Source organism: Variovorax sp. Varisp41 (genome assembly GCF_047325085.1).
GTDB lineage: Bacteria > Pseudomonadota > Gammaproteobacteria > Burkholderiales > Burkholderiaceae_C > Variovorax.
Map to the genome: position 1 here is coordinate 6021936 of NZ_CP168540.1, position 23213 is coordinate 6045148.

General features: G+C 68.8%; 22 protein-coding genes. 6 read left to right on the plus strand and 16 right to left on the minus strand.

Going from position 1 to position 23213, the window contains the following annotated elements; genetic code table 11:
- Positions 1 to 2: 2 nt before the first annotated feature.
- From ACEN9J_RS27965 to ACEN9J_RS27980, 4 genes are read right to left on the minus strand one after another with little or no spacing between them, the layout of a single operon-like run.
- Positions 3 to 1238, minus strand: coding sequence for a M20 family metallopeptidase (locus ACEN9J_RS27965; protein ID WP_057596528.1), 1236 nt, complete (start codon positions 1236 to 1238; stop codon positions 3 to 5).
- Positions 1239 to 1243: 5 nt separating this feature from the next.
- Positions 1244 to 3025 carry a 2-oxo-4-hydroxy-4-carboxy-5-ureidoimidazoline decarboxylase gene (gene uraD, locus ACEN9J_RS27970; protein WP_413762624.1) on the minus strand — a complete coding sequence of 594 codons (1782 nt, stop codon included), beginning with the start codon at positions 3023 to 3025 and terminating at the stop codon, positions 1244 to 1246.
- Between the two features lie 23 nt (positions 3026 to 3048).
- On the minus strand, positions 3049 to 4008 hold the full coding sequence (gene puuE / locus ACEN9J_RS27975; protein WP_057596530.1) for an allantoinase PuuE: 960 nt from the start codon (positions 4006 to 4008) through the stop codon (positions 3049 to 3051).
- A gap of 11 nt (positions 4009 to 4019) precedes the next feature.
- Positions 4020 to 4694, minus strand: coding sequence for a GntR family transcriptional regulator (locus ACEN9J_RS27980; RefSeq protein ID WP_057596531.1), 675 nt, complete (start codon positions 4692 to 4694; stop codon positions 4020 to 4022).
- Between the two features lie 84 nt (positions 4695 to 4778).
- Between ACEN9J_RS27980 and uraH the strand changes: the two genes are divergently transcribed.
- Complete coding sequence (gene uraH, locus ACEN9J_RS27985; RefSeq protein ID WP_203202341.1) at positions 4779 to 5129, plus strand: hydroxyisourate hydrolase; 351 nt, start codon at positions 4779 to 4781, stop codon at positions 5127 to 5129.
- 62 nt (positions 5130 to 5191) lie between these two features.
- Here uraH and ACEN9J_RS27990 read toward each other — a convergent pair whose 3' ends face one another.
- Positions 5192 to 5692 carry a hypothetical protein gene (locus ACEN9J_RS27990; RefSeq protein WP_057596533.1) on the minus strand — a complete coding sequence of 167 codons (501 nt, stop codon included), beginning with the start codon at positions 5690 to 5692 and terminating at the stop codon, positions 5192 to 5194.
- Positions 5693 to 5745: 53 nt separating this feature from the next.
- On the opposite strand from ACEN9J_RS27990, the gene xdhC reads away from it, so the two are divergent.
- From xdhC to ACEN9J_RS28010, 4 genes are all read left to right on the plus strand, one after another.
- Positions 5746 to 6552, plus strand: a complete 807-nt coding sequence (xdhC, locus tag ACEN9J_RS27995) for a xanthine dehydrogenase accessory protein XdhC (protein WP_413762625.1) — start codon at positions 5746 to 5748, stop codon at positions 6550 to 6552.
- 239 nt (positions 6553 to 6791) lie between these two features.
- On the plus strand, positions 6792 to 8003 hold the full coding sequence (locus ACEN9J_RS28000) for a urate hydroxylase PuuD (protein ID WP_057596535.1): 1212 nt from the start codon (positions 6792 to 6794) through the stop codon (positions 8001 to 8003).
- Positions 8004 to 8067: 64 nt separating this feature from the next.
- Positions 8068 to 9420 (plus strand): glycerate kinase, encoded by a 1353-nt coding sequence (locus tag ACEN9J_RS28005; protein ID WP_413762626.1) that lies wholly within the window; start codon positions 8068 to 8070, stop codon positions 9418 to 9420.
- A 189-nt stretch (positions 9421 to 9609) separates the two neighbouring features.
- Positions 9610 to 11055, plus strand: a complete 1446-nt coding sequence (locus ACEN9J_RS28010) for an NAD-dependent succinate-semialdehyde dehydrogenase (RefSeq protein WP_057596537.1) — start codon at positions 9610 to 9612, stop codon at positions 11053 to 11055.
- A gap of 159 nt (positions 11056 to 11214) precedes the next feature.
- On the opposite strand, the gene ACEN9J_RS28015 is transcribed toward ACEN9J_RS28010, so the two are convergent.
- The 6 genes from ACEN9J_RS28015 to ACEN9J_RS28040 all read right to left on the minus strand — a co-directional run bounded on the left by ACEN9J_RS28015 (position 11215) and on the right by ACEN9J_RS28040 (position 17114).
- Positions 11215 to 11865 (minus strand): HAD family hydrolase, encoded by a 651-nt coding sequence (locus ACEN9J_RS28015; RefSeq protein WP_082322063.1) that lies wholly within the window; start codon positions 11863 to 11865, stop codon positions 11215 to 11217.
- Positions 11866 to 11936: 71 nt separating this feature from the next.
- Complete coding sequence (locus tag ACEN9J_RS28020) at positions 11937 to 12653, minus strand: MgtC/SapB family protein (RefSeq protein WP_261210796.1); 717 nt, start codon at positions 12651 to 12653, stop codon at positions 11937 to 11939.
- Between the two features lie 79 nt (positions 12654 to 12732).
- The gene (gene mgtA, locus ACEN9J_RS28025; RefSeq protein WP_261210797.1) at positions 12733 to 15465 is read right to left on the minus strand and encodes a magnesium-translocating P-type ATPase; all 2733 of its coding nucleotides are present in this window, start codon (positions 15463 to 15465) and stop codon (positions 12733 to 12735) included.
- Between the two features lie 376 nt (positions 15466 to 15841).
- Positions 15842 to 16060, minus strand: a complete 219-nt coding sequence (locus ACEN9J_RS28030; protein ID WP_413762627.1) for a hypothetical protein — start codon at positions 16058 to 16060, stop codon at positions 15842 to 15844.
- Positions 16061 to 16471: 411 nt separating this feature from the next.
- Positions 16472 to 16765, minus strand: a complete 294-nt coding sequence (locus ACEN9J_RS28035) for a HigA family addiction module antitoxin (protein WP_208512678.1) — start codon at positions 16763 to 16765, stop codon at positions 16472 to 16474.
- Positions 16766 to 16832: 67 nt separating this feature from the next.
- The gene (locus ACEN9J_RS28040; protein WP_057596541.1) at positions 16833 to 17114 is read right to left on the minus strand and encodes a type II toxin-antitoxin system RelE/ParE family toxin; all 282 of its coding nucleotides are present in this window, start codon (positions 17112 to 17114) and stop codon (positions 16833 to 16835) included.
- A 139-nt stretch (positions 17115 to 17253) separates the two neighbouring features.
- On the opposite strand from ACEN9J_RS28040, the gene ACEN9J_RS28045 reads away from it, so the two are divergent.
- Positions 17254 to 17724 (plus strand): low molecular weight protein-tyrosine-phosphatase, encoded by a 471-nt coding sequence (locus ACEN9J_RS28045; protein WP_413762628.1) that lies wholly within the window; start codon positions 17254 to 17256, stop codon positions 17722 to 17724.
- A gap of 154 nt (positions 17725 to 17878) precedes the next feature.
- On the opposite strand, the gene ACEN9J_RS28050 is transcribed toward ACEN9J_RS28045, so the two are convergent.
- From ACEN9J_RS28050 to ACEN9J_RS28070, 5 genes are all read right to left on the minus strand, one after another.
- Entirely contained in the window at positions 17879 to 19729 is a 1851-nt protein-coding gene (locus tag ACEN9J_RS28050) for an alkaline phosphatase D family protein (protein WP_413762629.1), read from the minus strand.
- A 112-nt stretch (positions 19730 to 19841) separates the two neighbouring features.
- Entirely contained in the window at positions 19842 to 20258 is a 417-nt protein-coding gene (locus tag ACEN9J_RS28055; RefSeq protein ID WP_296725161.1) for an acyl-CoA thioesterase, read from the minus strand.
- Positions 20259 to 20281: 23 nt separating this feature from the next.
- Entirely contained in the window at positions 20282 to 21583 is a 1302-nt protein-coding gene (locus tag ACEN9J_RS28060) for a TRAP transporter large permease (protein WP_057592022.1), read from the minus strand.
- Positions 21580 to 22104 carry a TRAP transporter small permease gene (locus ACEN9J_RS28065; protein ID WP_261210800.1) on the minus strand — a complete coding sequence of 175 codons (525 nt, stop codon included), beginning with the start codon at positions 22102 to 22104 and terminating at the stop codon, positions 21580 to 21582. Before ACEN9J_RS28065 ends, ACEN9J_RS28060 begins: the two co-directional genes overlap by 4 nt.
- A 5-nt stretch (positions 22105 to 22109) precedes the next feature.
- A complete protein-coding gene (locus ACEN9J_RS28070; RefSeq protein ID WP_057592020.1) occupies positions 22110 to 23147 on the minus strand; it encodes a TRAP transporter substrate-binding protein in 1038 nt (345 codons plus the stop codon).
- Positions 23148 to 23213 lie beyond the last annotated feature (66 nt).

Genomic DNA, 23213 nt, shown 5'->3' on the forward strand with positions numbered 1-23213 from the left:
ACTCAGGCCAGCAGGTCGCTCAGCGTGCGCGCGATCACCTTGGTCGCGCGCCGCAGGTCCTCGAGCACCACGCGTTCGTCGCTGCGCTTGGCATGCGACTCGAGCACGGTGCGCGGGCCGGCGCCGTAGATCACGCCCGGAATGCCGGCCTCGCCATAGAGGCGAACGTCGGTGTACAGCGGCGTGCCCATGGCCTTGATCGGCTCGCCGAACAGCTCGCCGCCATGCTTCTGGATCGCCTCGACCAGCGGCTTGTTGCCCGCCAGCGGCTTCATCGAATTGGCCAGCAGCAGGCGCTTGATCTCGACCGTGATGCCCGGGAACGAGGCCGCCGCGTCGGCGATGACCTGGCGGATCGAGGCCTCGACCTCGACCGGGTTCTCCTCGGGGATCATGCGGCGGTCGAGCTTGAACACGACCTTGCCGGGCACGACGTTGGTGTTGGTGCCGCCCTCGATGCGGCCGACGTTGAGGTAGGGGTGCGTGATGCCCTCGACCTGCGAACTGACCTGCTGGTAGAGCGTGTTCTGCGCGTAGAGCGCCTCGAGGATCTTCACCGCGCCCTGCAGCGCGTCGATGCCGGTGGAGGGGATGGCGGCATGCGCCATCTTGCCGTGCACCGTCACTTCCATCTGCAGGCAGCCGTTGTGGGCCGTGACCACCTCGTAGCTGAAGCCCGCGGCGATCATCAGGTCGGGCTTGGTGAGGCCGTTCTTCAGCAGCCAACCCGGGCCGAGGATGCCGCCGAATTCCTCGTCATAGGTGAAGTGCAGCTCGACGCCGCCCCTGGTCGGCTTCGCGACCGCTTCGAGCGCGCGCAGCGCGAAGGTGAAGCTCGCGAAGTCGCTCTTGCTCACGGCGGCCGCGCGGCCGTAGAGCGAGCCGTCGGCGATCTCGCCGCCGTAGGGGTCGTGGGTCCAGCCCTCGCCGGGCGGCACCACGTCGCCGTGCGCGTTGAGCGCCACGGTGCGGCCGCCGTCGCCGTCCTTGCCGTATTTGCGGCGCACGATCAGGTTGGTGATCGATTCGAGGCCGTAGTCCTTCACGTCCTGCGCGGGCACGGCGTGCTTCTCGGCCACGAGGCCGAAGCCCTCGAGCAGTTCGGCGGTGCGCTCGGCATGCGGCGCGTTGTTGCCGGGCGGGGTGTCGGTGGGCACCTGCACCAGTTGCTGCAGGAACTTCACTTCCTCGTCGAAGTGGGCGTCGATCCAGGCGTCGAGCTTTGCGTAGTCGGTCATGGGGTTCAGGCGGCGCTCGGCGCGCCGTTCAGGTTGTCGAGCAGATGCTGGAAGGCTTGCACCGCCAGCTCCATGTCGTCGTTGGTGCTCGATTCGAGCGGGTTGTGGCTGATGCCGGAGTTGATGCCGCGCACGAACAGCATGGCCTGCGGCATCACCTCGTGCAGCTTCATCGCGTCGTGGCCGGCGCCGCTGGGCATGCGGAACAGCGGCACGCCGAGCGAATCGACCGCGCGTTCCCAGCGCTGCTGCCATTCGGGCGCGCTCGGCGCGGCCGAGGCACGCATGGTCTCCTCGAGCGTGTGGCGTACGCCGCGGCGCTCGCAGATGTCCTGCAGCGCCTTCACCACGTCGTCGGCGAGCGCGTCGCGCTGCGCGTCGTTGGGCGCGCGCAGGTCGAGGCTGAACTTGCAGCGCCCGGGCACCACGTTGATCGAGCCGCTCGGCACCTCGAGCATGCCGACGGTGCCGACCGAGTCGCCATCCTTCGCGGCGCGCTGCTCGGTGTAGAGGATCAGCTCGGCCACGGCCGCGGCCGCGTCGCGGCGGCGGTCCATCGGCGTGGTGCCCGCATGGCTGGCCATGCCGATCACCTCGCCCACGTAGCGCACGCTGCCGTTGATCGAGGTCACGATGCCCAGCGGGATGTCGAGCTCGTTGAGCACCGGGCCCTGCTCGATGTGCACCTCGACGAAGCCCAGGTACTTCGAGGGATCGCGCTGCGCCTTGGCGATGTCTTCCTCGCGCAGGCCCGCATGGGCGCGCGCCTCGCGCATGGTGATGCCGTCGGCGTCCTTCTGGTCGAGCCAGGCCGGGTTGAAGTGGCCGATCAGCGCGCCCGAACCGAGGAAGGTGGCCTTGTAGCGCTGGCCTTCCTCCTCGGCGAAGCCCACCACCTCGAAGGCGAAGGGCAGGCGGCGGTTCTGGCGCTTGAGCTCGCGCACGCAGGCCATGGGCACGAAGATGCCGAGCCGGCCGTCGTACTTGCCGCCGTTGCGCACCGTGTCGTAGTGCGAGCCCGTGAGCAGCGTCTTCGCATCGGGCGTCGCGCCCTCGTAGCGACCGACCACGTTGCCGACCGCGTCGATCTCCACCGAGTCGAAGCCGGCCTCGCGCATCTCGCGCGCGATCTGCGCGGCGCAGGCGCGGTGCGCGTCGGTCAGGTAGGTCACGGTGAGCTGGCCCTTCTCGGCGAAGCCCGGGTCGCTGTGCACCGCGAGCGCCTCCTGCCAGTCCCACACGTGGTTGCCGAGCGCCGGCTCGGTGCCGAACTTGTCGTTCAGCCGGATCTCGGCGATGCGGTGGATGTTGCGCAGCGCCTCGGCGAGCTCGAAGTCGGGATGGTTGTAGGCGCGGCGCTCGAAGGTGTCGATGATCTCGCGCTTGGACAGGCCCGTGCCGCGCGGGCCGCGCACCGCGAGGATGAAGGGGAAGCCGAACTTCGCGTTGTAGTCGGCGTTGAGCCGCTGGATCTTCGCGAACTCCTCGGGCGTGCAGTCGGTAAGGCCCGCCTTGCCCTGCTCGTTGGTCGACTCGGCCGTCAGCGTCTTGCTGACCATCGCCTTGCCCGCGAGCTCGGGGTGGGCGCGGATCAGGGCCAGGCGCTCTTCCCTGGTGGCCGTGTTCACGGCCTGCGCGAGCGCGTACTTCAGGTGCTGCAGCGAACGGAATGGGCGCGCGGCCAGCGCCTGGCGCGCGATCCACGGCGAGTGCTCGTAGGTGCCGTCGAGCAGCGCGACGGCTTCGTCGGCGCCCGCGGCGTTCAGTTGTTCGATGGTCAGGCTCATGGCGTGTGTGTCCTCCGTATGAATCAAGCTTGCGAGGCTTGGGAAGAGGCTTCGAACGGATGGGTCTTCTTCCAGTGCCGCGCGATGTCGACGCGGCGGCAGACCCACACCCGCTCGTGGCTGGCGATGTGATCGAGAAAGCGTTGCAGCGCCACGATGCGGCCCGGGCGCCCGAGCAGGCGGCAGTGCATGCCGATGCTCATCATCTTCGGCGCCTCGTCGCCCTCGGCGTAGAGCGCGTCGAAGCTGTCCTTCATGTACTGGAAGAAGGGATCGGCGTGCGAGTAGCCCTGCGGCAGCGCGAAGCGCATGTCGTTGCAGTCGAGCGTGTAGGGCACGATGAGCTGCGGCACCGTGCTGCCGTCGGTCTTGCGCACCTTCATCCAGAACGGCAGGTCGTCGCCGTAGTAGTCGCTGTCGTACTCGAAGCCGCCGTAGTCGGCCACCAGCCGGCGCGTGCGCGGGCTGTCGCGGCCGGTGTACCAGCCCAGGGCTCGCTCGCCCGTGAGCTTCTCGATCGCCTCCATGCCCAGGCGCATGTGCTCGCGCTCGGTGGCCTCGTCGATGTTCTGGTAGTGGATCCAGCGCCAGCCGTGGCAGGCGATCTCGTGGCCCAGTTCCTTGAAGGCGGCCGTGAGCTCGGGATGGCGCTCGAGCGCCATGCCGACGCCGAACACGGTGAGCGGCAGGCCGCGCTTCTCGAACTCGCGCAAGAGGCGCCACACGCCCACGCGCGAGCCGTACTCGTAGATGCCTTCCATGCTGATGTGGCGGTCGGGGTAGCTCGCGGGATTGAACATCTCCGAGAGGAACTGTTCCGAGCCGGCGTCGCCGTGCAGCGTGGCGTTCTCGCCGCCTTCCTCGTAGTTGAGGACGAACTGCACCGCGATGCGCGCGTTGCCGGGCCACTGCGCGTGGGGCGGGTTGCGGCCGTAGCCGACGAGGTCGCGCGGGTAGGGCAGGGTGGTGTCGTAGACGGTCATGGTGGAGGGGATCAGGACAATGCGAGGGAGATGTCGCTGGTGGGCACCTTGCGGTCGAACACCAGGTTGGCCTCGACGTGCTGCAGGTGCTCGGTCATCAGGCGCACGGCGCGCTCCTCGTCGCGCGCGGCCAGCGCCTTGACGATGTCGGCGTGCTCGTCGTTCGAATGCTCGGCGGCGCTGGTGCTCTGGTACATGAGCGTGATGAGGGCGCAGCGCGAGATCAGCTCGCCGAGGATCTGCGCCAGCACCTGGTTGCCCATGAGCTCGGCCATGCGCACGTGGAAGTCGCCGAGCAGCTCGGTGCGGCCCGAGACGTCCTCGCCCGACACGGCCGATTTCTCGAGCGCCACGTGTTCCTTGAGCGCCTTGATCTTGGCCGGCGTGACGGTGCGCACGAATTCGCGCGTCATCTCGGCCTCGAGCATGCGGCGCACCGCGAACACTTGCTTGGCCTCGTCGACCGCGGGCGCCGCCACGAAGGCGCCGCGCGCGGGCTCGAGCCGGATCAGCTTGTTCTGCGCGAGCTGGAACAGCGCCTGGCGCACCAGCGTGCGCGACACGCCGAAATGGTCCGCCAGCTTCTGCTCGGCCAGCTTGGTGCCGGGCTGAAGCCGGTGGTCGACGATCGCGCGGGTGAGCGCATCGACGATCGAACGGGTGGTGGAGGACTCCATGTTTTTCATGATAGACCGAAAGCCGACAACTGTATACACTTTTGTCCACCGGAATATCCCGCACTCTCACCTGACCGACCGAAGGAAACTCCCATGGGCCTGAGCACCCACGTACTGGACACGATGCATGGCGGCCCCGCGGCCGGCATGGAGGTCGCGCTCTTCACCACCGAGGGCGATGCCGCCACGCTGGTCAAGCGCTTCACGCTGAATGCCGACGGCCGCAGCGACGGCCCGCTCTACGACAACAGCACGCTGAAGACCGGCACCTACCGGCTGGTGTTCGACGTGGCGGGGTACTTCAAGGCGCGCGGCGTGGCGCTGCCCGAGCCGAACTTCCTCAACAAGGTGTCGCTGGACTTCGGCGTGGCGCATGCCGACCAGCACTACCACGTGCCGCTCTTGGTGAGCCCGTGGAGCTATTCGACCTACCGGGGGTCGTGAACGCCGACAGCGTGACTGTCGGAGGCTTTTCGCCCCTCCCCCGGCGGGGGGCGGCGGGGGCGCTACTGCTGCAGCTGCCCTTCGGTCAGCGTGTCGAGCTGGAAGCGCCCGCTCTTGTCCCAGAGCCAGGTGTCGGTCCACACCACCGGCCCGAGCCGCGACGCGGCCGGGAAGGGCGCGGCCTGCAGCACGGTGCGCTCGATCTCGGCGATGACCTCGGGCGCATGCTGGGGCGCGCGCAGCCAGTGCAGCGAGACCACGCGGCCCCCGCCGTCGAGGTTGACCTGCAGCGTGCCGACCGCGTAGAGCACCGGCGGCAGTTGCCCGCCATAGATGCGGCGGCTGTTGAGGTCGTAGACATGGCGCGCGGCGTCGCGCCGGTAGTCGCGCGCGCTGGTGGCATTCGATGCGCGCGGCGCCGGCCGGCCGCTGGCGCCGGGTTCGGCGGTGGCCTTGCTCAGTTGACCGGGCACCGAACCGGTGGTGCCGCATCCGGCGAGCCAGAGTGCGGCGAGGAAAGACACCGCCAGGGCAAGGCGGCGCGTCGTGGGCTGAAAATTCATCGCCGGGTTTATACCGTGAGTCCCTCACTCGCCGGCAACCGAAGGTATCCCTCATGAACGGCGCGGTCGACCAACTGCTGGCCCGTCTTCGCGACGAAGACGCGGTGCTGGTGCGCGTCGAATCCACGCAGGGCTCGGCGCCGCGCGAGGCCGGCACCTGGATGGCGGTCTGGGCCGAGGGCCTCACGGCCACCATCGGCGGCGGCCAGCTCGAGTTCCAGGCCACGCAGGAAGCGCGCGAGCTGCTGGCCGGCGCGCGCGCGATGGAGGGCATCCAGCGCTATCCGCTGGGCCCGAGCCTGGGCCAGTGCTGCGGCGGCGTGGTGTTCCTCTCGTTCCGGCGCGTCTCGGCCACCGACATCCCCGAGCTGAGGCGCGCGCTGGTCGAGCGTTTGCGGCCGGTGGCGCTGTTCGGCGGCGGCCATGTGGGCGCGGCGATCGCGCGGCTGCTCGCGGGCCTGCCGTTCTCGGTGCGCTGGATCGACAGCCGCGACGGCGTGTTCCCCGAAGAACTGCCCGCCCAGGTCGAGACCGAGCATTCCGAGCCGGTGCAGGACGCGGTGGTCTCGCTCGCGCCCGGCAGCCGCGTGCTGATCATGAGCTTCAGCCATGCCGAGGACCTCGACATCGTGATCGCCTGCCTGCGCCGCCTGCGCGAGCGCGACGACCTGCCCTACATCGGCCTGATCGGCAGCAAGACCAAGTGGGCCACCTTCAGCCACCGGCTCGAGGCGCGCGGCTTCACGGCGGCCGAGCTGGCGCGCGTCACCTGTCCGATCGGCGTGCCGGGCATCACGGGCAAGGAGCCCGAGGTGATCGCGGTCGCGGTGGCGGCACAGTTGTTGCAATCGCTGGGCTGAGCCGGGCGCTTCGGTGCACGAACAGGGTTTTCCCGGCACCGGCTCCGCAAAAAACCACGCCGCCCCACGCCAAAACTGTATACACTTTCAGTCCACAAGTATCTGCCGCAGCGGAGCGAGGCCCACCCGGAGCCTGCGTTCGCGGCACTTTCTCTGCTTACAGCGCCCGCAGTGGTGAGCAGGACGAAGACATCCGCGCCCGGCGTTCCCCCGCGCCGAGCGGATTGAGAGAGCACCTCATGGAAAGCTACTACCTCGACTGGGCCAACCTGCTGCTGCGCTGGGTCCACGTCATCACCGCCATCGCCTGGATCGGCGCCTCCTTCTACTTCGTGATGCTGGACAACAGCCTCGAGAAGCCGCAGGACCAGGAATCGCTCGACAAGGGCGTGGGCGGCGAGCAGTGGGCCGTGCACGGCGGCGGCTTCTACAACATGCAGAAGTACCTGCTGGCGCCCAAGAAGCTGCCCGACCACCTGCACTGGTCGTACTGGGAGAGCTACTCCACATGGCTCACGGGCTTCGCGCTCTTCACCATGTCGTACCTCTGGAACGCCAGCACCTACCTGATCGACAAGTCGAAGATGGACTGGCAGCCGGGCGCGGCGATCGCCGTGGCGCTGGCCTTCCTGGTCGTGTTCTGGATGGTCTACGACAGCATCTGCCAGCTGTTCGGCCGGCGCAAGAACGGCGACACCATCGTCGGCGTGCTGGTCGCGATCTTCGTGGCCTTCGCGGCCTGGCTGGCCTGCCAGTGGTTCGCGGGCCGCGCGGCCTTCCTGCTGGTCGGCGCCATGATGGCCACGACCATGAGCGGCAACGTGTTCTTCTGGATCATCCCGGGCCAGCGCAAGAACGTGCAGGCCCTGCGCGAAGGCCGCCCGGTCGACCCGGTGCACGGCCAGCGCGGCAAGCAGCGCAGCGTGCACAACACCTACTTCACGCTGCCGGTGCTGTTCGCGATGCTGAGCAACCACTACAGCTTCACCTACACCCACAAGTACAACTGGATCGTGCTGCTGCTGATCATGCTCGGCGGCGCGGCGATCCGGCAGTTCTTCGTGGTGCGCCACCGCTTCAAGCTCGGCAACGCGCGCAACCCGCTGCCCTATGCGATGGTCGGCGTGGCCGTGCTCGGCCTCACCATCGTCTGGATGAAGCCCGAGCCCGCCGCCCCCGTGGCCGCCGCCGCGCCGAGCGCGCCGGCCGTGGCCTACCAGGACGTGCAGAAGGTGCTCGAGCAGCGCTGCTACATGTGCCACGGCGCGAGCGTGCAGATGAAGAACGTGCGCGTCGACTCGCCCGAGCAGGTGAGCGCCCACGCCCAGGCCATCTACCAGCAGGTGGTGGTCACGAAGATCATGCCGATGAACAACGCCACCTCGATCACCGACGAGGAGCGTGCACTGATCGGCCGCTGGTTCCAGGGCGGCGCAAAGACGACGAACTAGACCGCGGTCAAGAGGGCGGACCTCGGTTCGCCGCAAAATGCAGGCCCCGGAGACAACGCCACCCATGACCGCCAAGACCCCGACCCCCTCGCTGCAAGACGCGACCGCTCCCGATCCCCGCCAGGCGCCGCGCGCCTTCCTCGAACACCTCTACCGCGTCGCGGTCGACCGCGCGCTGCCGCTGTCCACCCTGGGCGCGCACCTGCCCAAGCCGCCCAAGGGCCGCACGCTGGTGCTCGGTGCCGGCAAGGCCGGCGGTTCGATGGTGCAGGCGCTCGAGGCGCTGTGGCCGGCCGACGCGCCGCTGTCGGGCCTGGTGGTCACGCGCTACGACCACATCCCGCCGCGGCCCGAGGGGCTGCCCAGCCGCATCGAGATCGTCGAGGCCGCGCATCCCGTGCCCGACGCGGCCGGCCAGCAGGCGGCCGAGCGCATCCTCGCGCTGACCGAAGGCCTGACCGCCGACGACCTCGTGCTGTGCCTGATCTCGGGCGGCGGCTCCTCGCTGCTGGTGCTGCCGGCCGAGGGCCTGACGCTGGCCGACAAGCAGCGCATCAACAAGCAGCTGCTCGACAGCGGCGCCCACATCGGCGAGATGAACTGCGTGCGCAAGCACCTCTCGCGCATCAAGGGCGGCCGGCTCGCGGCGGCCTGCGCGCCGGCGCGCGTGGTCACGCTCACCATCAGCGACGTGCCCGGCGACGACCCGGCCGTGATCGCCAGCGGCCCCACCGTGCCCGACGCCACCACCTGCGCCGACGCGCTGGCCATCCTCGACCGCTACCGCATCGAGGTGCCGGCGCCGGTGCGCGCGCAGCTCGAGAGCGGCGCGCTCGAGACGCCCAAGCCCGGCGACGCCGTGTTCCAGGGCCACGAGACCCACATGATCGCGGCGCCGCAGCAGTCGCTCGAAGCGGCTGCCGCGGCCGCGAGCGCGGCCGGCATCGAGGCCCACATCCTCAGCGACGAGATGGAGGGCGAATCGCGCGAGGTCGGCAAGGTGCATGCCGCGCTCGCGCGCGCCGTGGCCCAGCGCGGCGCGCCGTTCGCCAGGCCCTGCGTGATCCTCTCGGGCGGCGAGACCACCGTCACCATCCGGCCGCGCCAGCCCGGCCAGGCCAAGGGCCGGGGCGGACGCGCGGGCGAGTTCTGCATGGGGCTCGCGGGGGCGCTGCTGGGTCAGGCCGACGTGTGGGCGCTGGCGGCCGACACCGACGGCATCGACGGCGTGGAGGACAACGCCGGCGCCTACGTCACGCCCGACACCCTGGCGCGCGCCGCCAACGCGGGCCGCAAGCTGTCCGATCACCTCGACCGCAACGACGCCTACGGCTACTTCGACGCCATCGGCGACCTGTTCGTGACCGGGCCGACGCACACCAACGTCAACGACTTCCGGGCGCTGCTGGTGCTCTGAGCACCGGCGCGCCAAACGCCCTTCCCCGGCGGGGGAGGCGGGCGGCCGCCTGCGCGCATCCCCGACTCGGGTTAACCTATGCGCCCCGGCAGCCCGCTGCCGCCCAGCCGCACGCGCCTTTTCGGGCGCCGTGCCGCCATCCGAACTCCCCGTTTCCACTCCCATCCCCTGCCGAAGGAAAAGCTCGCCATGACCGCCTCCTCCTATACCGACACCCGCCTGCTGATCGACAACGAATGGGTGGACGCCGCCAGCCGCAAGACCCTCGACGTGGTGAACCCGGCCACCGGCCAGGTCATCGGCAAGGTGGCGCATGCCGGCATCCCCGACCTCGACCGCGCCCTGGCCGCCGCCCAGCGCGGCTTCGACGCCTGGCGCAACACCCCGGCCCATGAGCGCGCCGCCGTCATGCGCCGCGCCGCCGGCCTGATCCGCGAACGCGCCGGCGACATCGCCAAGCTGCTGACGCAGGAACAGGGCAAGCCGCTGGCCGAAGCCAAGGGCGAGACCCTGGCCGCCGCCGACATCATCGAATGGTTCGCCGACGAAGGCCGCCGCGTCTACGGCCGCATCGTGCCCTCGCGCAACCTCGCGGCGCAGCAGCTGGTCATCAAGGAGCCCGTGGGCCCCGTGGCCGCCTTCACGCCCTGGAACTTCCCGATCAACCAGGTCGTGCGCAAGCTCGGCGCCGCGCTGGCCACCGGCTGCTCCTTCCTCGTGAAGGCACCCGAGGAGACCCCCGCGTCGCCCGCCGCCCTGCTGCAGGCCTTCGTCGACGCCGGCATCCCCGCCGGCACCGTCGGCCTGGTGTTCGGCAACCCGGCCGAGATCTCGGCCTACCTGATCCCGCACCCGATCATCCGCAAGGTCACCTTCACCGGCTCGACCCCCGTCGGCAAGCAGCTCGCCGGCCTGGCCGGCCAGCACATGAAGCGCGTGACCATGGAACTGGGCGGCCACGCCCCGGTGATCGTGGCCGAGGACGCCGACGTCGCGCTGGCCGCCAAGGCCGCCGGTGCCGCCAAGTTCCGCAACGCGGGCCAGGTCTGCATCTCGCCGACCCGCTTCCTGGTGCACAACAGCATCCGCGAGGAATTCGCCAAGGCCATGGTCAAGCACGCCGAAGGCCTGAAGCTCGGCGACGGCCTGGCCGACGGCACCACCCTGGGCCCGCTGGCCAATGCGCGCCGCCTCACGGCCATGGCGCATGTGCTCGACGACGCCCGCAAGAAGGGCGCGACCATCGCCACCGGCGGCGAGCGCGTCGGCGATGCCGGCAACTTCTTCGCCCCCACCGTGCTGACCGACGTGCCGCTGGACGCCGACGTCTTCAACAACGAGCCCTTCGGCCCGATCGCCGCGATCCGCGGCTTCGACACGCTGGACGAGGCCATCGCCGAATCGAACCGCCTGCCCTTCGGCCTGGCCGGCTATGCGTTCACCAAGTCGATCAAGAACGCGCACCTGCTGAGCCAGAAGCTCGAACTCGGCATGCTGTGGGTCAACCAGCCCGCGACCCCGTCGCCCGAGATGCCGTTCGGCGGCGTGAAGGACTCGGGCTACGGCTCGGAAGGCGGCCCGGAGGCGCTCGAGGCCTACCTCAACACCAAGGCGGTGTCGATCCTCGGCGTCTGAGCGCGACGCTTCGATCCGCTGTCTCGAAGAGGGCGGCATCGCTGGAAGGCGATGCCGCTTTTTTCATGGCGCGCCGCGCAAGGGAGATCGTCAGAGAAACATCACGTCGGAGCGCAGCGCGTACTTGGTGCCGCGCGTCACCTCGGTGCCTTCGATGAATCAGCCATGGCCATCCAGCGACGCACGCGAAGTCGCATCGAACCCGACGCGCCCGCGCCAATTGCGTTTCTCGACCGCGCGCACGTTCGGCACATCGGCCAGTTGCAGCAGGTACTGCGCCAGCAGCGGCAGTTCGGCGTCTTCGCGCTCGCCGAGGAACTCGCGCACCGTGACCAGGTTGCCGTAGCTGCGCGCGTACTTCGCGGGCGTGTCGTCCACGGCGATGATCGATTCGAGCGGATAGCCGCGCGACTTGAGCTTCTGCAGGTTCTTCACGGTCTGGTAGCCGCCCGTGATCCAGTCGCGGGTGGTGGTGCAGCGCTTGCTCGACCAGAGGAAGGCCAGCTTGCCGGGCGGGAAGATCCGCTCCACGACCTGGGTGGCGTAGATCTCGCCCGAGGCGGTCCACACGCCGACCTCGAAGCGCTCGAACATGCGGGCCAGGAAGTCCGCGAGATGCGGCCGCAGGTAGACGTGGTAGCCCGCCACCCGGAAGTCTTCCGGGTGGTCGAGCGGCGTCTCCCGCGCGTGGATCAAGGTCTCGTCCAGGTCCAGCACCAGCAGCTTCGATGCGCCGGGCGTCGAGCCCGCGCGCACCGCGGCCGCGGGGCGGGCGGTCGATGCGGCATCGGGGATCGGCGGTCTGTCCATGGCGGTCCTGGGGAGCGGCGTGAGCGCACAGGATAGTGCGTTCGCTGCGCTTTCCGGCGACCGGGGCGCGTTCAGTCCTCCGCGCTCGCGTTCCAGAACGCCTGCTGCACCCCCTCCAGCGCCTCGAGCTCCGCGACCACCCGGTCGAGCTCCTCGGCCTCGACCGCGGTCGCATAGAGCGTGGCCTCGATCTCGGTGTCGGTGGCGCCGAAGGCATGCTGGTCGACGTCGCGCACCGGGTAGTTGGCTTCCTCGAGCAGCAGCAGCACCTGGTCCATCACCTCGGGCCGCGAGGCCCGCGTGCAGATCACGCGCACGGTGTAGCTGGCCTCGCCCGACTCCTCCTTCACCGGCTGCCGGTTGATGCGGTTGACCACGGGCCGCAGCAGGGTGTTGCTCGCGAGCACGAACAGCGCGGCGATCACGGCCTCGCCGATCAGGTCGGCGCCCGCGCAGGCGCCCACGGCGGCCGATCCCCACAGGGTGGCCGCGGTGTTGAGGCCCGTGATGTTGGCGCCTTCCTTCATGATCGCGCCCGCGCCGAGAAAGCCGATGCCCGAGACCACGTAGGCCGCCACGTGCACCGCGCCGTCGTGGCCGTGCAGGCGGTTGGCCATGTCGACGAACACGGCCGCGCCCACGGCCACCAGCGTGTTGGTGCGCAGCCCGGCGGTGCGCTGGCGCACCTGGCGCTCGAAGCCGATCAGCGAGCCCAGCACGAAGGCCGTGAAGACGCTCAGCAGGGTGTCGAGCAGCGAAGGCAGGTTGAAGTTCTGTATTGCTTCCATGCGGATCTCCTCCTCGTCGTTCGCGAACCAGGGTAGCGGCGGCATGTGACAACCGCCACCCCCTCCTGTCGTCATCGGCTCATTGCCAGCCGTAGCGCCGCGCGTACCAGCCCTTCACCGCCTGCACCAGTGCCGCGTAGCCGCCGAGCATCAGCAAGAGCCACGGGAAGTAGCCCAGCGGCAGCGCCTCGAGCTTGAAGTAGTGCGCCACCGGGCCCATCGGCAGCCAGATGCCCACGGCCGCGATCGCCGCGCCCATGATCAAGAGCGGCCAGGCCGCGCGGCTTTGCAGGAACGGAATCCGGCGCGTGCGGATCAGGTGCACGATCAGCGTCTGCGAGAGCAGTCCCTCGACGAACCAGCCCGACTGGAACAGGGTCTGGTGCTCGGGCGAGTTGGCGGCGAACACGAACCACATCACGGCATAGGTCAGGATGTCGAACACCGAGCTCAGCGGACCGAAGAACACCATGAAGCGCCCCAGGTCGCCCGGGTTCCAGCTCTGCGGCTTGCGCAGGAACTCCTCGTCGACGTTGTCGAACGGGATCGCGATCTGCGACACGTCGTACAGCAGGTTCTGCACCAGCAGGTGCAGCGGCAGCATCGGCAGGAAGGGCAGGAAGGCGCTCGCCACCAGCACCGAGAACACGTTGCCGAAGTTCGAGCTCGCGGTGAGCTTGATGTACTTGAGCATGTTCGCGAAGGTGCGGCGGCCCTCCACCACGCCCTGCTCGAGCACCATCAGGCTCTTCTCGAGCAGGATGATGTCGGCCGATTCCTTGGCCACGTCCACCGCGCCGTCGACCGAGATGCCGATGTCGGCCGCGCGCAGCGCGGGCGCGTCGTTGATGCCGTCGCCCATGAAGCCGACCACGTGGCCGTTGGCATGCAGCGCCTGCACGATGCGCTCCTTGTGCGCGGGCGTGAGCTTGGCGAAGACCTGGCGCTTCTCGACGATCTGGCGCAGCTCGGCCTCGTTCATGCGCTCGACCTCGTGGCCCAGCACCATGCGGCCGGCCTCGATGCCGACGTCGGCGCAGACCTTGCGCGTCACGAGCTCGTTGTCGCCGGTCAGCACCTTCACCGCCACGCCGTGCTCGGCCAGCGCGCGCAGCGCGGGCGCGGTCGATTCCTTCGGCGGATCGAGGAAGGCCACGTAGCCCAGCAGCGTGAGGCCGGCCTCGTCGGCCACGCCGTAGGCGGCGCGGCGCTCCTCGCCGCGCAGCGCGCGGCTGGCCACGGCCACCACGCGCAAGCCCTGGGCATTGAGTTCCGAGGCCACGGCGTGGATGCGCGCGAGCACCTCCGCGTCGAGCGCGAGCACCTCGGCGCCGCGCTCGACCGCGCTGCACACGGCCAGCACTTCCTCGAGCGCGCCCTTGCAGATCAGCAGGTGTTCCTCGGCCGCGTCGCTGCCGGCCACCACCACCGACATGCGGCGGCGCGAGAAGTCGAAGGGCACTTCGTCGAGCTTGCGCCAGTCGGTCTGCAGCCGGGTGTCGAGCTGCATCTGCGCATGGCTCAGCACCGCCTTGTCGAGCAGGTTCTTCAGACCGGTCTGGTGGAAGCTGTTGAGGTAGGCCAGCTGCAGCACGTGGTCGGAGCCCTCGCCCCAGGCGTTGGTGTGGCGCTCGAGCACGATGCGGTCCTGCGTCAGCGTGCCGGTCTTGTCGGTGCACAGCACGTCCATGGCGCCGAAGTTGTGGATCGCCTCGAGGCGCTTGACGATCACCTTCTGGCGCGACATCACGACCGCGCCCTTGGCGAGCGTGGCGGTCACGATCATCGGCAGCATCTCGGGCGTGAGGCCGACCGCGATCGACAGCGCGAACAGCGCCGCCTCCCACCAGTCGCCCTTGGTCACGCCATTGATCACCAGCACCAGCGGCGCCATCACCAGCATGAAGCGGATCAGCACCCAGCTCACGCGGTTGATGCCGGCCTGGAAGGCCGTGGTGCCGCGGTCGGTGGCGCTCACGCGCTGCGCCAGCGCGCCGAAGAAGGTGCGCGCGCCGGTGTGCACGATCAGCGCGGTCGCGGTGCCGCTGATCACGTTGGTGCCCATGAACAGCAGGTTGTCGCGCTCGAGCACACCGCTCGCGCTGCCGTTGGCGGGCACGCTGGCGAACTTCTCGACCGGCATCGCCTCGCCGGTCAGCGCCGACTGGCTGATGAACAGATCCTTGGCCGAGAGCAGCCGGCAGTCGGCCGGGATCATGTCGCCGGCCGACAGCGCGATCAGGTCGCCGGGCACCAGGTCGCGCATCGGCACCTCGATGCGCAGCGCGCCGCCCGTGCCTTCCTCGGGCCGCAGCACGGTCGAGGTGTTGCTGACCATCGCCTTGAGCTCGTCGGCCGCCTTGTTCGAGCGCGACTCCTGCAGGAAGCGCAGCACCGTCGACAGCACCACCATGCTGCCGATCACCACCGCGGCCTTCATGTCCTCGGTGACGTAGGAGACCAGCGCGAGCACGGTCAGCAGCAGGTTGAATGGATTGCGGTAGCACTGCCACAGGTGGGTCCACCACGGCAGCGGCTTCTCGTGGTTCACCTCGTTGCCGCCCAGACGCTTGCGCAGCGCGGTGGCGTGTTCCTCGCTCAGGCCCTGGGGCGAGCTGTCGAGCTGCGCGAGCATGTCGCTTGCATCGGCCAGCGAGGCGGCGCTCAGCGCGTTCGCGATCTCGGGCGGCATCGCGGCCGAGGCGGTGCCCACCGGCTTCGAGCCCAGCAGCGTCTGCCAGCGCTCGAAGTGATGCAGCATGCGGCGGCTGCGCAGGAAGCTTTCGAAGAAGGACTTGAAGACGTTCTTCATGCGCCTTCTCCTTCGTGGCGTGGAGGACGCGGGTCGCCTGCAAGGCGGACCATGAGGACGAGGAGGGCGGCCCTGGTGGCGGGCCGCAGGCATTGTTGGCGGTTCATTCGAGGTTCTCCTGGCGAGGCGCGCAACGGGGCGCGCGAAGGAGAACCTCCCGCGGGTCAGCCGGAGGTGAAGGTCCTTCGCGGCTCGGTGTGCCGCGGATGGTTCATGGCGATGAAGGCCGACCGGCGCATGGCGCGGTCAGGCAGGGGAGGCGCGCAGCGGCGCCAGCGAGGGTCTGGGTCCATGAGGCCTCCGTGAAGATGGGTGGATGGAAGCGCGGTGCTTCGTTCGAATGCAACGGTCGGGGTGACGCGTCGGTGGACAGGCGCTACGAACGCCGCGGCTTGCGTTGGCCCGGCACCAGCAGCAGGAAGCAGCGGATGCGCCGCGTGCTCCAGAACGAAGCGGACTTGTCGAGCTCCTGGTCGGCCTCGGGTTGCAGCACGTCGGCCGCGGACCGGCGTGCCGACGCGGCGCGCGGGTCGGCGTCATGCGTGGCGACGTGGCCACGATGCAGAGGCTGGCGATGAAGAACGAGTTGACGCATGACAAGGCTCCTTCGACCCGTGACGGGCGAGAGGACCTCGTGGCATGGACCACGCTGGCTGGCAAAGAGACGCCAGTGACGAAACGGATGTCGGGGGAGGGAGAGCCTGCCGGGGAGGGCAGGCATCACGCCGCGGGCACATCGGCCGCGGCGCGCAAGAAGCCTGCGCTACGGAGCCGGGTGTGCCGCGCATGCCACGGCACGCGTCTGGTCACTGATCCAACTGGCACTGTCCACGCACGAGGCTCCGAAGTGAAGATGCAGGATTGTTGCACTGCGTCATCGCGAGGGCAACCCGAAATGCGCGTTTCAGCGTTCGATGCAGGGTTTTAAGGCCACGGTGTTGCGATGGCGCCTCGATGCGACACGGGCCCGTGTGGTGGTCAGGCTGCGTTAAGTCGGTACGCTCCATCAAGCGGTCAGGGGCTCGATCTCGTTCAACTCATCCCCGAGCGCATCGCGCGCCTGCGCGGCGTCATAGTCGCGCTGAAGGTTCATCCAGAACTCGTCGCTCACGCCGAATGCACGTGCCAGGCGCAGGCCGGTATCGGCCGTGATGCCGCGGGTGCCGGCGATGATGGCGGCCACGCGCGTCTGCGGCACGTGGATCGCCTTGGCGAGACGGTAGGCGGTGATGCCCATCGGCTCCAGGAACTCCGCGGCGAGGATCTCGCCGGGGTGCGGGTAGGGTACTTGGCGCGTCATGGTGTCTTCCTGCGTAGCAGATGAGGTTGAACAGGGCCTCGTCAAGCCGGCGAGGTCGGTCGCGAACTCAGTGATAGTCGACGATCTCCACTTCGATGGGACCCGCGGCGGTCCATTTGAAGCAAGCGCGCCACTGGTCGTTGATGCGGATGCTGTGCTGTCCCTTGCGGTCGCCGGCCAGTGCTTCCAATCGGTTCTGCGGCGGAATGCGCAGATCGCCGAGAACGACAGCGGCATTCAGCATGGCCAGCTTTCGCATCGCGACGGTCTGAATATTCACCCAGCGAGCAACCCGGCCGCCCTCGAACAGCTGGCGAGTCTGTTCGCATTTGAAGCTCTGGATTGTCATGAGGACGAATAGTAACGCTTGGCGTTACTATCGACAAGCGTTGCTAATGTTCTGTGTGTACAAAGGAGGGCCGATGGGACAAAAGGCCCATCGGACATGATCAGCCAATGCGCCAGAGTCACGCCAGCAGGAACATCCGTTGAAGAAAACCGCCATCTTGTTCGTGTGCACCGGCAACATCTGCCGTTCCCCCACCGCCCACGCCCTGCTCGCCCACAAGGCCCGCGCCGCGCAGCTCGCGCTCGAGGTCGACAGCGCCGCGATCTCCGATGAGGAGCGCGGCAATCCGCCCGACCCGCGCTCTGTGGCCGAGGCGCGGCGGCGGGGCATCGAGATGCCCGCGCATCGCGCGCGGCAGGTGCGGGCCTCGGACTTCGAGCGTTTCGACACCATCGTCGGCATGACCGGCCAGCACTGCGCGGCCTTGCGTCGCCTCGCGCCCGCGGGCACGGCGCACAAGATCCATCTGCTGACCGACTTCGCCGACGGGCTCTCGGGCGACGTGCCCGATCCCTGGTACGGCGACCGGCAGGCCTTCGTCGAGGCCTTCGACCTGATCGAGCGCGGCGTCGACGGCCTGCTCGCGAAGCTGGCGGTCGCGAGATCCTGAGGTCGCAGGAAAGGCGGGCAGCCGAACACAGAAGGCGCGAAGGTCTCGCAGAAGTCGCAGAAGGACATCTGGAGATCGGTTGTTCCTTCTGCAACCTCTGCGCGCTTTGCTCTTCCTTCTGCGTTCGGCTGTCCGTATCCGCAGCCCGTCCGTCTCAGACGTTGTCTTCGATCACCGGCGTCGTGCTGCCGGCATTCACGCGGATCCGCGTGCGCTTGAGCAGCGGGCTCGCGGGCACCTTGCCCGCGTCGAGCGGCTTGACCTTGTTGAAGACGACGGTGAAGGCCTGCGCCGTGACCGTGGCGCTCGCGTAGCCCTGCGCGTCGTGGTCGGAGAACAGCAGGTCGGGGTTGTTGCCGCGCATGACCTGCTCGAAGGCCGCGGGCGTGGCGGTCAGCGCCGTGAGCGGCGTGCCCTGCGAACCGGCCTTGATGTAGCTGTAGAACGAGGAACTGCTGACGCCCGCGCAGACGAAGTCGACCAGCACCGGCGTGCCGGCCGCGGGATCGGGCAGGTCGCGGATCAGGCCGCACTGGAAGGCATGCAGGTCGCCCGTGATCGCCACCACGTTGCGGATGTTCTGTCCCTTCAGGTAGCCCATCAGGTCGGCCTTGTGGCTCGGATAGCCGTCCCAGGCGTCGCAGTTGACGACGTAGCGCTGGTTGTAGGGCGGCGGCGCCATCTGCGTCAGGTCCACCCACATGCGGCTCAGCGAGACCTCGTTGCCCCAGACCTTCCAGGTGGCGTTCGAGTTCTTCAGCGTGGTCTTCCACCAGTCGGTCTGCGTCGGGCCGAGGATGCTCGGCGCTCGGCCGAGCTGCTGCGTGCGCATCGCCTCGAGTGCCAGCAGCGTCGTCTGCGGCGCGAAGTAGCGCGAGCCGATCGAGCTGTTGCCGTTGACCGGATCGCCGCCCGTCTGCTGCGCGACCAGCGCCTCGGAGATCACGTGGTCGTCGCGGTACAGCCGCTCGTCGGTCATCACCAGGTGCAGCAGCGGGCCGAAGCGGAAGTCGCGGTAGATCTTGATGTTGTCGTAGGCCGGGTTTGCCATGTCGAAGGAGACATCGCCGAAGTCCACCGGCATGTACTCGGCCCAGGCCTGGCTCGCGCCGCGGCGGCGCGCGGTCTGCTGGGTGTTGGCGTTGGTGTAGGTCTGGTGGTCCTGCCAGCAGTCGTCCGAGAACTCGTGGTCGTCCCAGATCGCGATCAGCGGGAACTTCGCATGCACCGTCTGCAGCCGCGCGTCGCCGCGGTAGGTGCGGTAGAGCGTGCGGTAGTCGTCGACCGTGTTGGCGTAGACGCTGCCGTCGGCCAGCGCCACGCCGTTGGGCAGCTGGATCGCCTGGTGCGCGGGCTCGGCCACGCCGGCCTGGAACTTCGCGCCCACGGTCTCGTAGACGTAGTCGCCCACGTGCACCGTGAAGTCGAGGTCGTCCTCGGCCGCGAGCAGGTCGAGCGCGCCCCAGTGGTTGATCAGCCAGTCCTGGCAGGTGAACCAGGCGAAGCGCAGCTGCTGCCGCTGGCTGTCGGCGGCCGGCGCGGTGCGCGTGCGGCCGGTGGCGCTGACGTCGCTGCCCGCGACGAAGCGGAAGAAGTAGCGCGTATCGGGCGAGAGGCCCGTGACCTTGGCGCGCACGGTGCGGTCGAAGCGGTCCGAGGCCTCGAGCGCGACCTTCGCCACCAGGTTGCCGAAGCCCGAGGTGTCCGACACCTCGAGCCGCAGCGCGATGGCCGCGCTGTCGGCGGCGGTGCCGGTGCGCACGCAGCGGGTCCAGAAGACGATGCTGGTGTCCTTCGGATCGCCCGAGGCCACGCCCTGGCCGAAGGCATAGCGGCCCGCGGGTTCGGGCGCGGGTGGCGGCGGTGCCGGCGCGGGAGCGGGCGGCGGCACGATCGGGAACACGATCCCGTCGCTGCCTCCGCCGCCGCAGGCGCTCAGCACGGGAGGGGTGGCGGCGGCGACCGTGTAGAACAGGCCGCGGCGCAGGAAGGAACGTCTTTCCATGGGGGATTTCTTTTCGCGTGTGGGGTCGATGGCGGGGCGCGCACGAATCTGCGCGAGCGCCATGACACCGCGATGAAAGCCGCCCGCCGCCCCTCGCGGCCCCGGCGCCGCCCTATTCGCAGAGCGCGCGGATCGACGGCGGCACCGGCAGCGCGCGCAGGCTGCCGTCCTCGCGCTTGCCGCCGAAGATGCGCACCTCCTCGCATTCGAGGATCAGGTCGTCGCCGCGCGTCACGCGGTAGGCCTGCACGAAGCTCTTCTCGCGCCACTCGGCGATGCGAACCGCGATCTCTAGCGTGTCGCCGTAGCTCGCGGTCTTGACGAAGCGCGTGTGGGTGTCGACCAGCGGCGTGCCGATCACGCCGAGCGTCTTCGTGGTCTCCTCCCAGCGCGGCACGCCGCACTGGTGGAAGAAGTGGCGCGAGGCCGCGTCGATCCAGCGGAAGAAGTTCGGGAACCAGACGATGCCGGCGGGGTCGCAGTCGCCGAATTCGACGCGGACGGTGTGGACGATTTCCTTGGTGCTCATGTGTTCGATTCTGCTTGCTGCCTTCATCCCATGCGCCCGGGCAGCCACAGCGCGATCGCCGGGAACGCGATCAGGATCACCAGCCGCAGGATGTCGGTCGCCACGAAGGGCAGCACGCCCTTGAAGATGGTGGTGAAGCTCACGTCCTTCACCACGCTCTTGATGACGAACACGTTCATGCCCACGGGCGGATGGATCAGCCCGAGCTCCACCGTCATCACGATGATGATGCCGAACCAGATCGGGTCGAAGCCCAGGTGCACGATCACCGGATAGATGATCGGCACCGTGAGGATGATCATCGCCATCGCGTCCATCAGGCAGCCGAGCACCAGGTACATCACCATGATCAGCGCGAGCACGCCGTAGCGGCCCACGCCCAGGCCGGTGAGGAACTCGGTGAGCTTCTGCGGGCTCTGCGTGATGGTGAGGAAGTAGCCGAACAAGAGCGCGCCGATCAGCACGGTGAACACCGCCGCCGCCGTGCGCGTGGCCGACAGCAGGGCCTCGCGGATCTTCGCGCGGTCGAGCCGGCCGCGCAGCACGCCGAGGATGAAGGCACCGCTCGCGCCCACGCCGCCGGCCTCGGTGGGCGTGAAGAAGCCGCCGTACAGCCCGCCGATCACGAACAGGAACAGCACGATCGGCGCCCACACGTTCTTGAGCTCGGCCGCGCGCTCGCTCCACGCCCGCGCCTCGCCGCGCGGCAGCCAGCCGGGCTTCACGCGCACGATGACCACGATGGTCAGCACGTACATCAGCATCGCGAGCAGGCCCGGCACGATGCCGGCCATGAACAGCTTGCCGATGTCCTGCTGCGTGAGGATGGCGTAGACCGCGAGCACGGTCGACGGCGGCAGCATCGCGCCCAGCGTGCCGCCCGCGGCGATCACGCCGGTGGCGAAGGACTGCGGGTAGCCGAAGCGCCGCATCTCGGGATAGGCCACCGACGAGAAGGTGGCGGCCGTGGCGACCGAGGAGCCGCAGATCGCCGCGAAGCCGCCGCAGGCCACCACCGTGGCCACGCCGAGGCCGCCGCGCAGGTGGCCGATCATCGAGTTGGCGGCGCGGAACAGCTCGCGGCTCACGCCCGACACCGAGACCAGCGCGCCCATCAGCATGAACATGGGGATCACGCCGAAGGTGTAGTCGGTCACGGTGCGCATCGAGGTCTGGCCCACCAGCTTGAGCGCGGGGCCGGGGCCCACGAGGTAGCTGTAGCCGGTGACGCCGACCAGCCCCATCGCCATGCCCACGGGCACGCGCAGCAGCATCAGCACGAACAGGGCGACGAAGCCCAGCAGGGCGACTGCATCGGTGCTCATTCGCTCACCTTCTCTTCGACGTGTTCGTCGTGCAGCAGCTCGGGATGGAAGATCAGCCGCCAGGTGCGCACGGCGATCAGGATCACGGCCGACACGTCGCCGGCCCAGGCCACGGCATAGAACGGCCAGGTCGGGATGTTCATGTCGTAGGTCAGCACGTTGTCGGTGTAGGTGAGCCGCACCTTGTCGAACAGCATCGCGGTCTGCACCGCCACCACCAGCAGCAGCACCAGCGTGGCGAAGATGTCGATCGCGCGGCGCATGCGCGGGCCTGCCGCGGTCCAGACCAGGTCGACCGTGATGTGGCCGCCGCGGTAGCTGGTGGCCGCGATGCCCCAGAAGATCAGGATCCCGAGCAGCATGCGGCCGAAGTCGTAGGCGTCGGGGATCGAGGTGTCGAAGAACTTGCGCAGCACCACGGCCACGAAGATGTTGAGCGCGACGATCCCCACGAAGATGGCGGCCAGCCATTCGATCGTGTTGATCACGCGGTCCATGGCACTGGCCGGACGCGTGCTCATGGCCGTCACAGCGCCGACTTGTGCTTCGCCAGGCTCGCCTTCAGCGCGTCCATCACGGCCTTCGGATCCTCGCCCGTCTTCTTCACGCTGTCGGACCACTGCGCCTCCGACGGCGCGGCCGCCTTGCGCCAGGCATCGAGCTGCTCGGCCGTGAGCTTGTAGACCTCGTGGCCCGATTGCGCGGCGATCTTGCCGCGGCCCGCGAACTCGAAGTCGGCCCAGGGCGCGGCCACCTTCTGCGCCCATTCGCTGGTGCAGTGGTCGTCGATCACCTTCTTCTGGCCGGCCGACATCGCGTCGTACTTGCCCTTGTTCATGACCCAGACGAAGGGCGTGACGTACAGCGGCACGTCCATGTGGTACTTGACCACCTTGTCGATGCCGAACAGGCCGATCGATCCCCAGGGGAAGGTGATGGCATCGGCCACGCCGCGCTCGAGCATGTCGCGCGACTCCGGCGCCGAGGCCTGCACGTTGGTGCCGCCCAGCGAGGTGATGAGCTGGCCCACGGTGCTGGTCGCGGGCCGTACCTTCATGCCCTTCACGTCGGCGGGCAGCACGATCTTCTTGCGCGAATGGAAGGTGCCTGGGTCGTGCACGAAGGCGAAGCAGTACTTCACGTCCTTCATTTCCTTGGCGGCATAGGCGCGGTACCAGTCGTCGATGGCGGCCGAGCCCTCCTTGCCGTTGGCGAACAGGAAGGGCAGCGAGGCACCGGCCATCACCGGGAAGCGGCCTGGCTGGTAGCCGGGGTTCACGTACGAGAAGTCGGCGATGCCGTCGCGCGCCATGTCGTAGTGGTCGAAGGCCTTGCCCAGTTGCTCCGACGGGAAAAGGATCGCGGTGATCGAGCCGTTCGAGGCCTTCTTGATGTCGTCGGCCCAGGCCTGCAGGGCCGGGTTCAGCGGATGCTGCGCGGGCACCCAGCTCGACAGCTTGATCTGCACCGGCTTGTCCTGCGCGAGCGCGGGGACCATGGCCGAGGCCGCGAGTGCCAGTGTGAGCGCGAGGGCGCCGGGGCGGCGATGGAAGGAAGTCTGCATGGCTTGTCTCTCTTTCGTTCTGCGTGTTGTGGATTCAGTGAGCAAGGGGATCGGGCAAGGTCTCGA

Excerpts from the sequence above, each read along its gene's own strand:
- ACEN9J_RS28020 (WP_261210796.1), bottom strand. The coding sequence starts at position 12,653 with ATGGAAGCAATACAGAACTTCAACCTGCCTTCGCTGCTCGACACCCTG.
- ACEN9J_RS28035 (WP_208512678.1), bottom strand. The coding sequence starts at position 16,765 with ATGACGCGCCAAGTACCCTACCCGCACCCCGGCGAGATCCTCGCCGCG.
- xdhC (WP_413762625.1), top strand. The coding sequence starts at position 5,746 with ATGAACGGCGCGGTCGACCAACTGCTGGCCCGTCTTCGCGACGAAGAC.
- ACEN9J_RS28050 (WP_413762629.1), bottom strand. The coding sequence starts at position 19,729 with ATGGAAAGACGTTCCTTCCTGCGCCGCGGCCTGTTCTACACGGTCGCC.
- ACEN9J_RS27980 (WP_057596531.1), bottom strand. The coding sequence starts at position 4,694 with ATGAAAAACATGGAGTCCTCCACCACCCGTTCGATCGTCGATGCGCTC.
- ACEN9J_RS27965 (WP_057596528.1), bottom strand. The coding sequence starts at position 1,238 with ATGACCGACTACGCAAAGCTCGACGCCTGGATCGACGCCCACTTCGAC.
- ACEN9J_RS28015 (WP_082322063.1), bottom strand. The coding sequence starts at position 11,865 with ATGGACAGACCGCCGATCCCCGATGCCGCATCGACCGCCCGCCCCGCG.
- ACEN9J_RS27990 (WP_057596533.1), bottom strand. The coding sequence starts at position 5,692 with ATGAATTTTCAGCCCACGACGCGCCGCCTTGCCCTGGCGGTGTCTTTC.
- uraH (WP_203202341.1), top strand. The coding sequence starts at position 4,779 with ATGGGCCTGAGCACCCACGTACTGGACACGATGCATGGCGGCCCCGCG.
- ACEN9J_RS28000 (WP_057596535.1), top strand. The coding sequence starts at position 6,792 with ATGGAAAGCTACTACCTCGACTGGGCCAACCTGCTGCTGCGCTGGGTC.
- ACEN9J_RS28040 (WP_057596541.1), bottom strand. The coding sequence starts at position 17,114 with ATGACAATCCAGAGCTTCAAATGCGAACAGACTCGCCAGCTGTTCGAG.
- ACEN9J_RS28055 (WP_296725161.1), bottom strand. The coding sequence starts at position 20,258 with ATGAGCACCAAGGAAATCGTCCACACCGTCCGCGTCGAATTCGGCGAC.
- ACEN9J_RS28060 (WP_057592022.1), bottom strand. The coding sequence starts at position 21,583 with ATGAGCACCGATGCAGTCGCCCTGCTGGGCTTCGTCGCCCTGTTCGTG.
- uraD (WP_413762624.1), bottom strand. The coding sequence starts at position 3,025 with ATGAGCCTGACCATCGAACAACTGAACGCCGCGGGCGCCGACGAAGCC.
- puuE (WP_057596530.1), bottom strand. The coding sequence starts at position 4,008 with ATGACCGTCTACGACACCACCCTGCCCTACCCGCGCGACCTCGTCGGC.
- mgtA (WP_261210797.1), bottom strand. The coding sequence starts at position 15,465 with ATGAAGAACGTCTTCAAGTCCTTCTTCGAAAGCTTCCTGCGCAGCCGC.
- ACEN9J_RS28070 (WP_057592020.1), bottom strand. The coding sequence starts at position 23,147 with ATGCAGACTTCCTTCCATCGCCGCCCCGGCGCCCTCGCGCTCACACTG.
- ACEN9J_RS28030 (WP_413762627.1), bottom strand. The coding sequence starts at position 16,060 with ATGCGTCAACTCGTTCTTCATCGCCAGCCTCTGCATCGTGGCCACGTC.
- ACEN9J_RS28005 (WP_413762626.1), top strand. The coding sequence starts at position 8,068 with ATGACCGCCAAGACCCCGACCCCCTCGCTGCAAGACGCGACCGCTCCC.
- ACEN9J_RS28065 (WP_261210800.1), bottom strand. The coding sequence starts at position 22,104 with ATGAGCACGCGTCCGGCCAGTGCCATGGACCGCGTGATCAACACGATC.
- ACEN9J_RS28010 (WP_057596537.1), top strand. The coding sequence starts at position 9,610 with ATGACCGCCTCCTCCTATACCGACACCCGCCTGCTGATCGACAACGAA.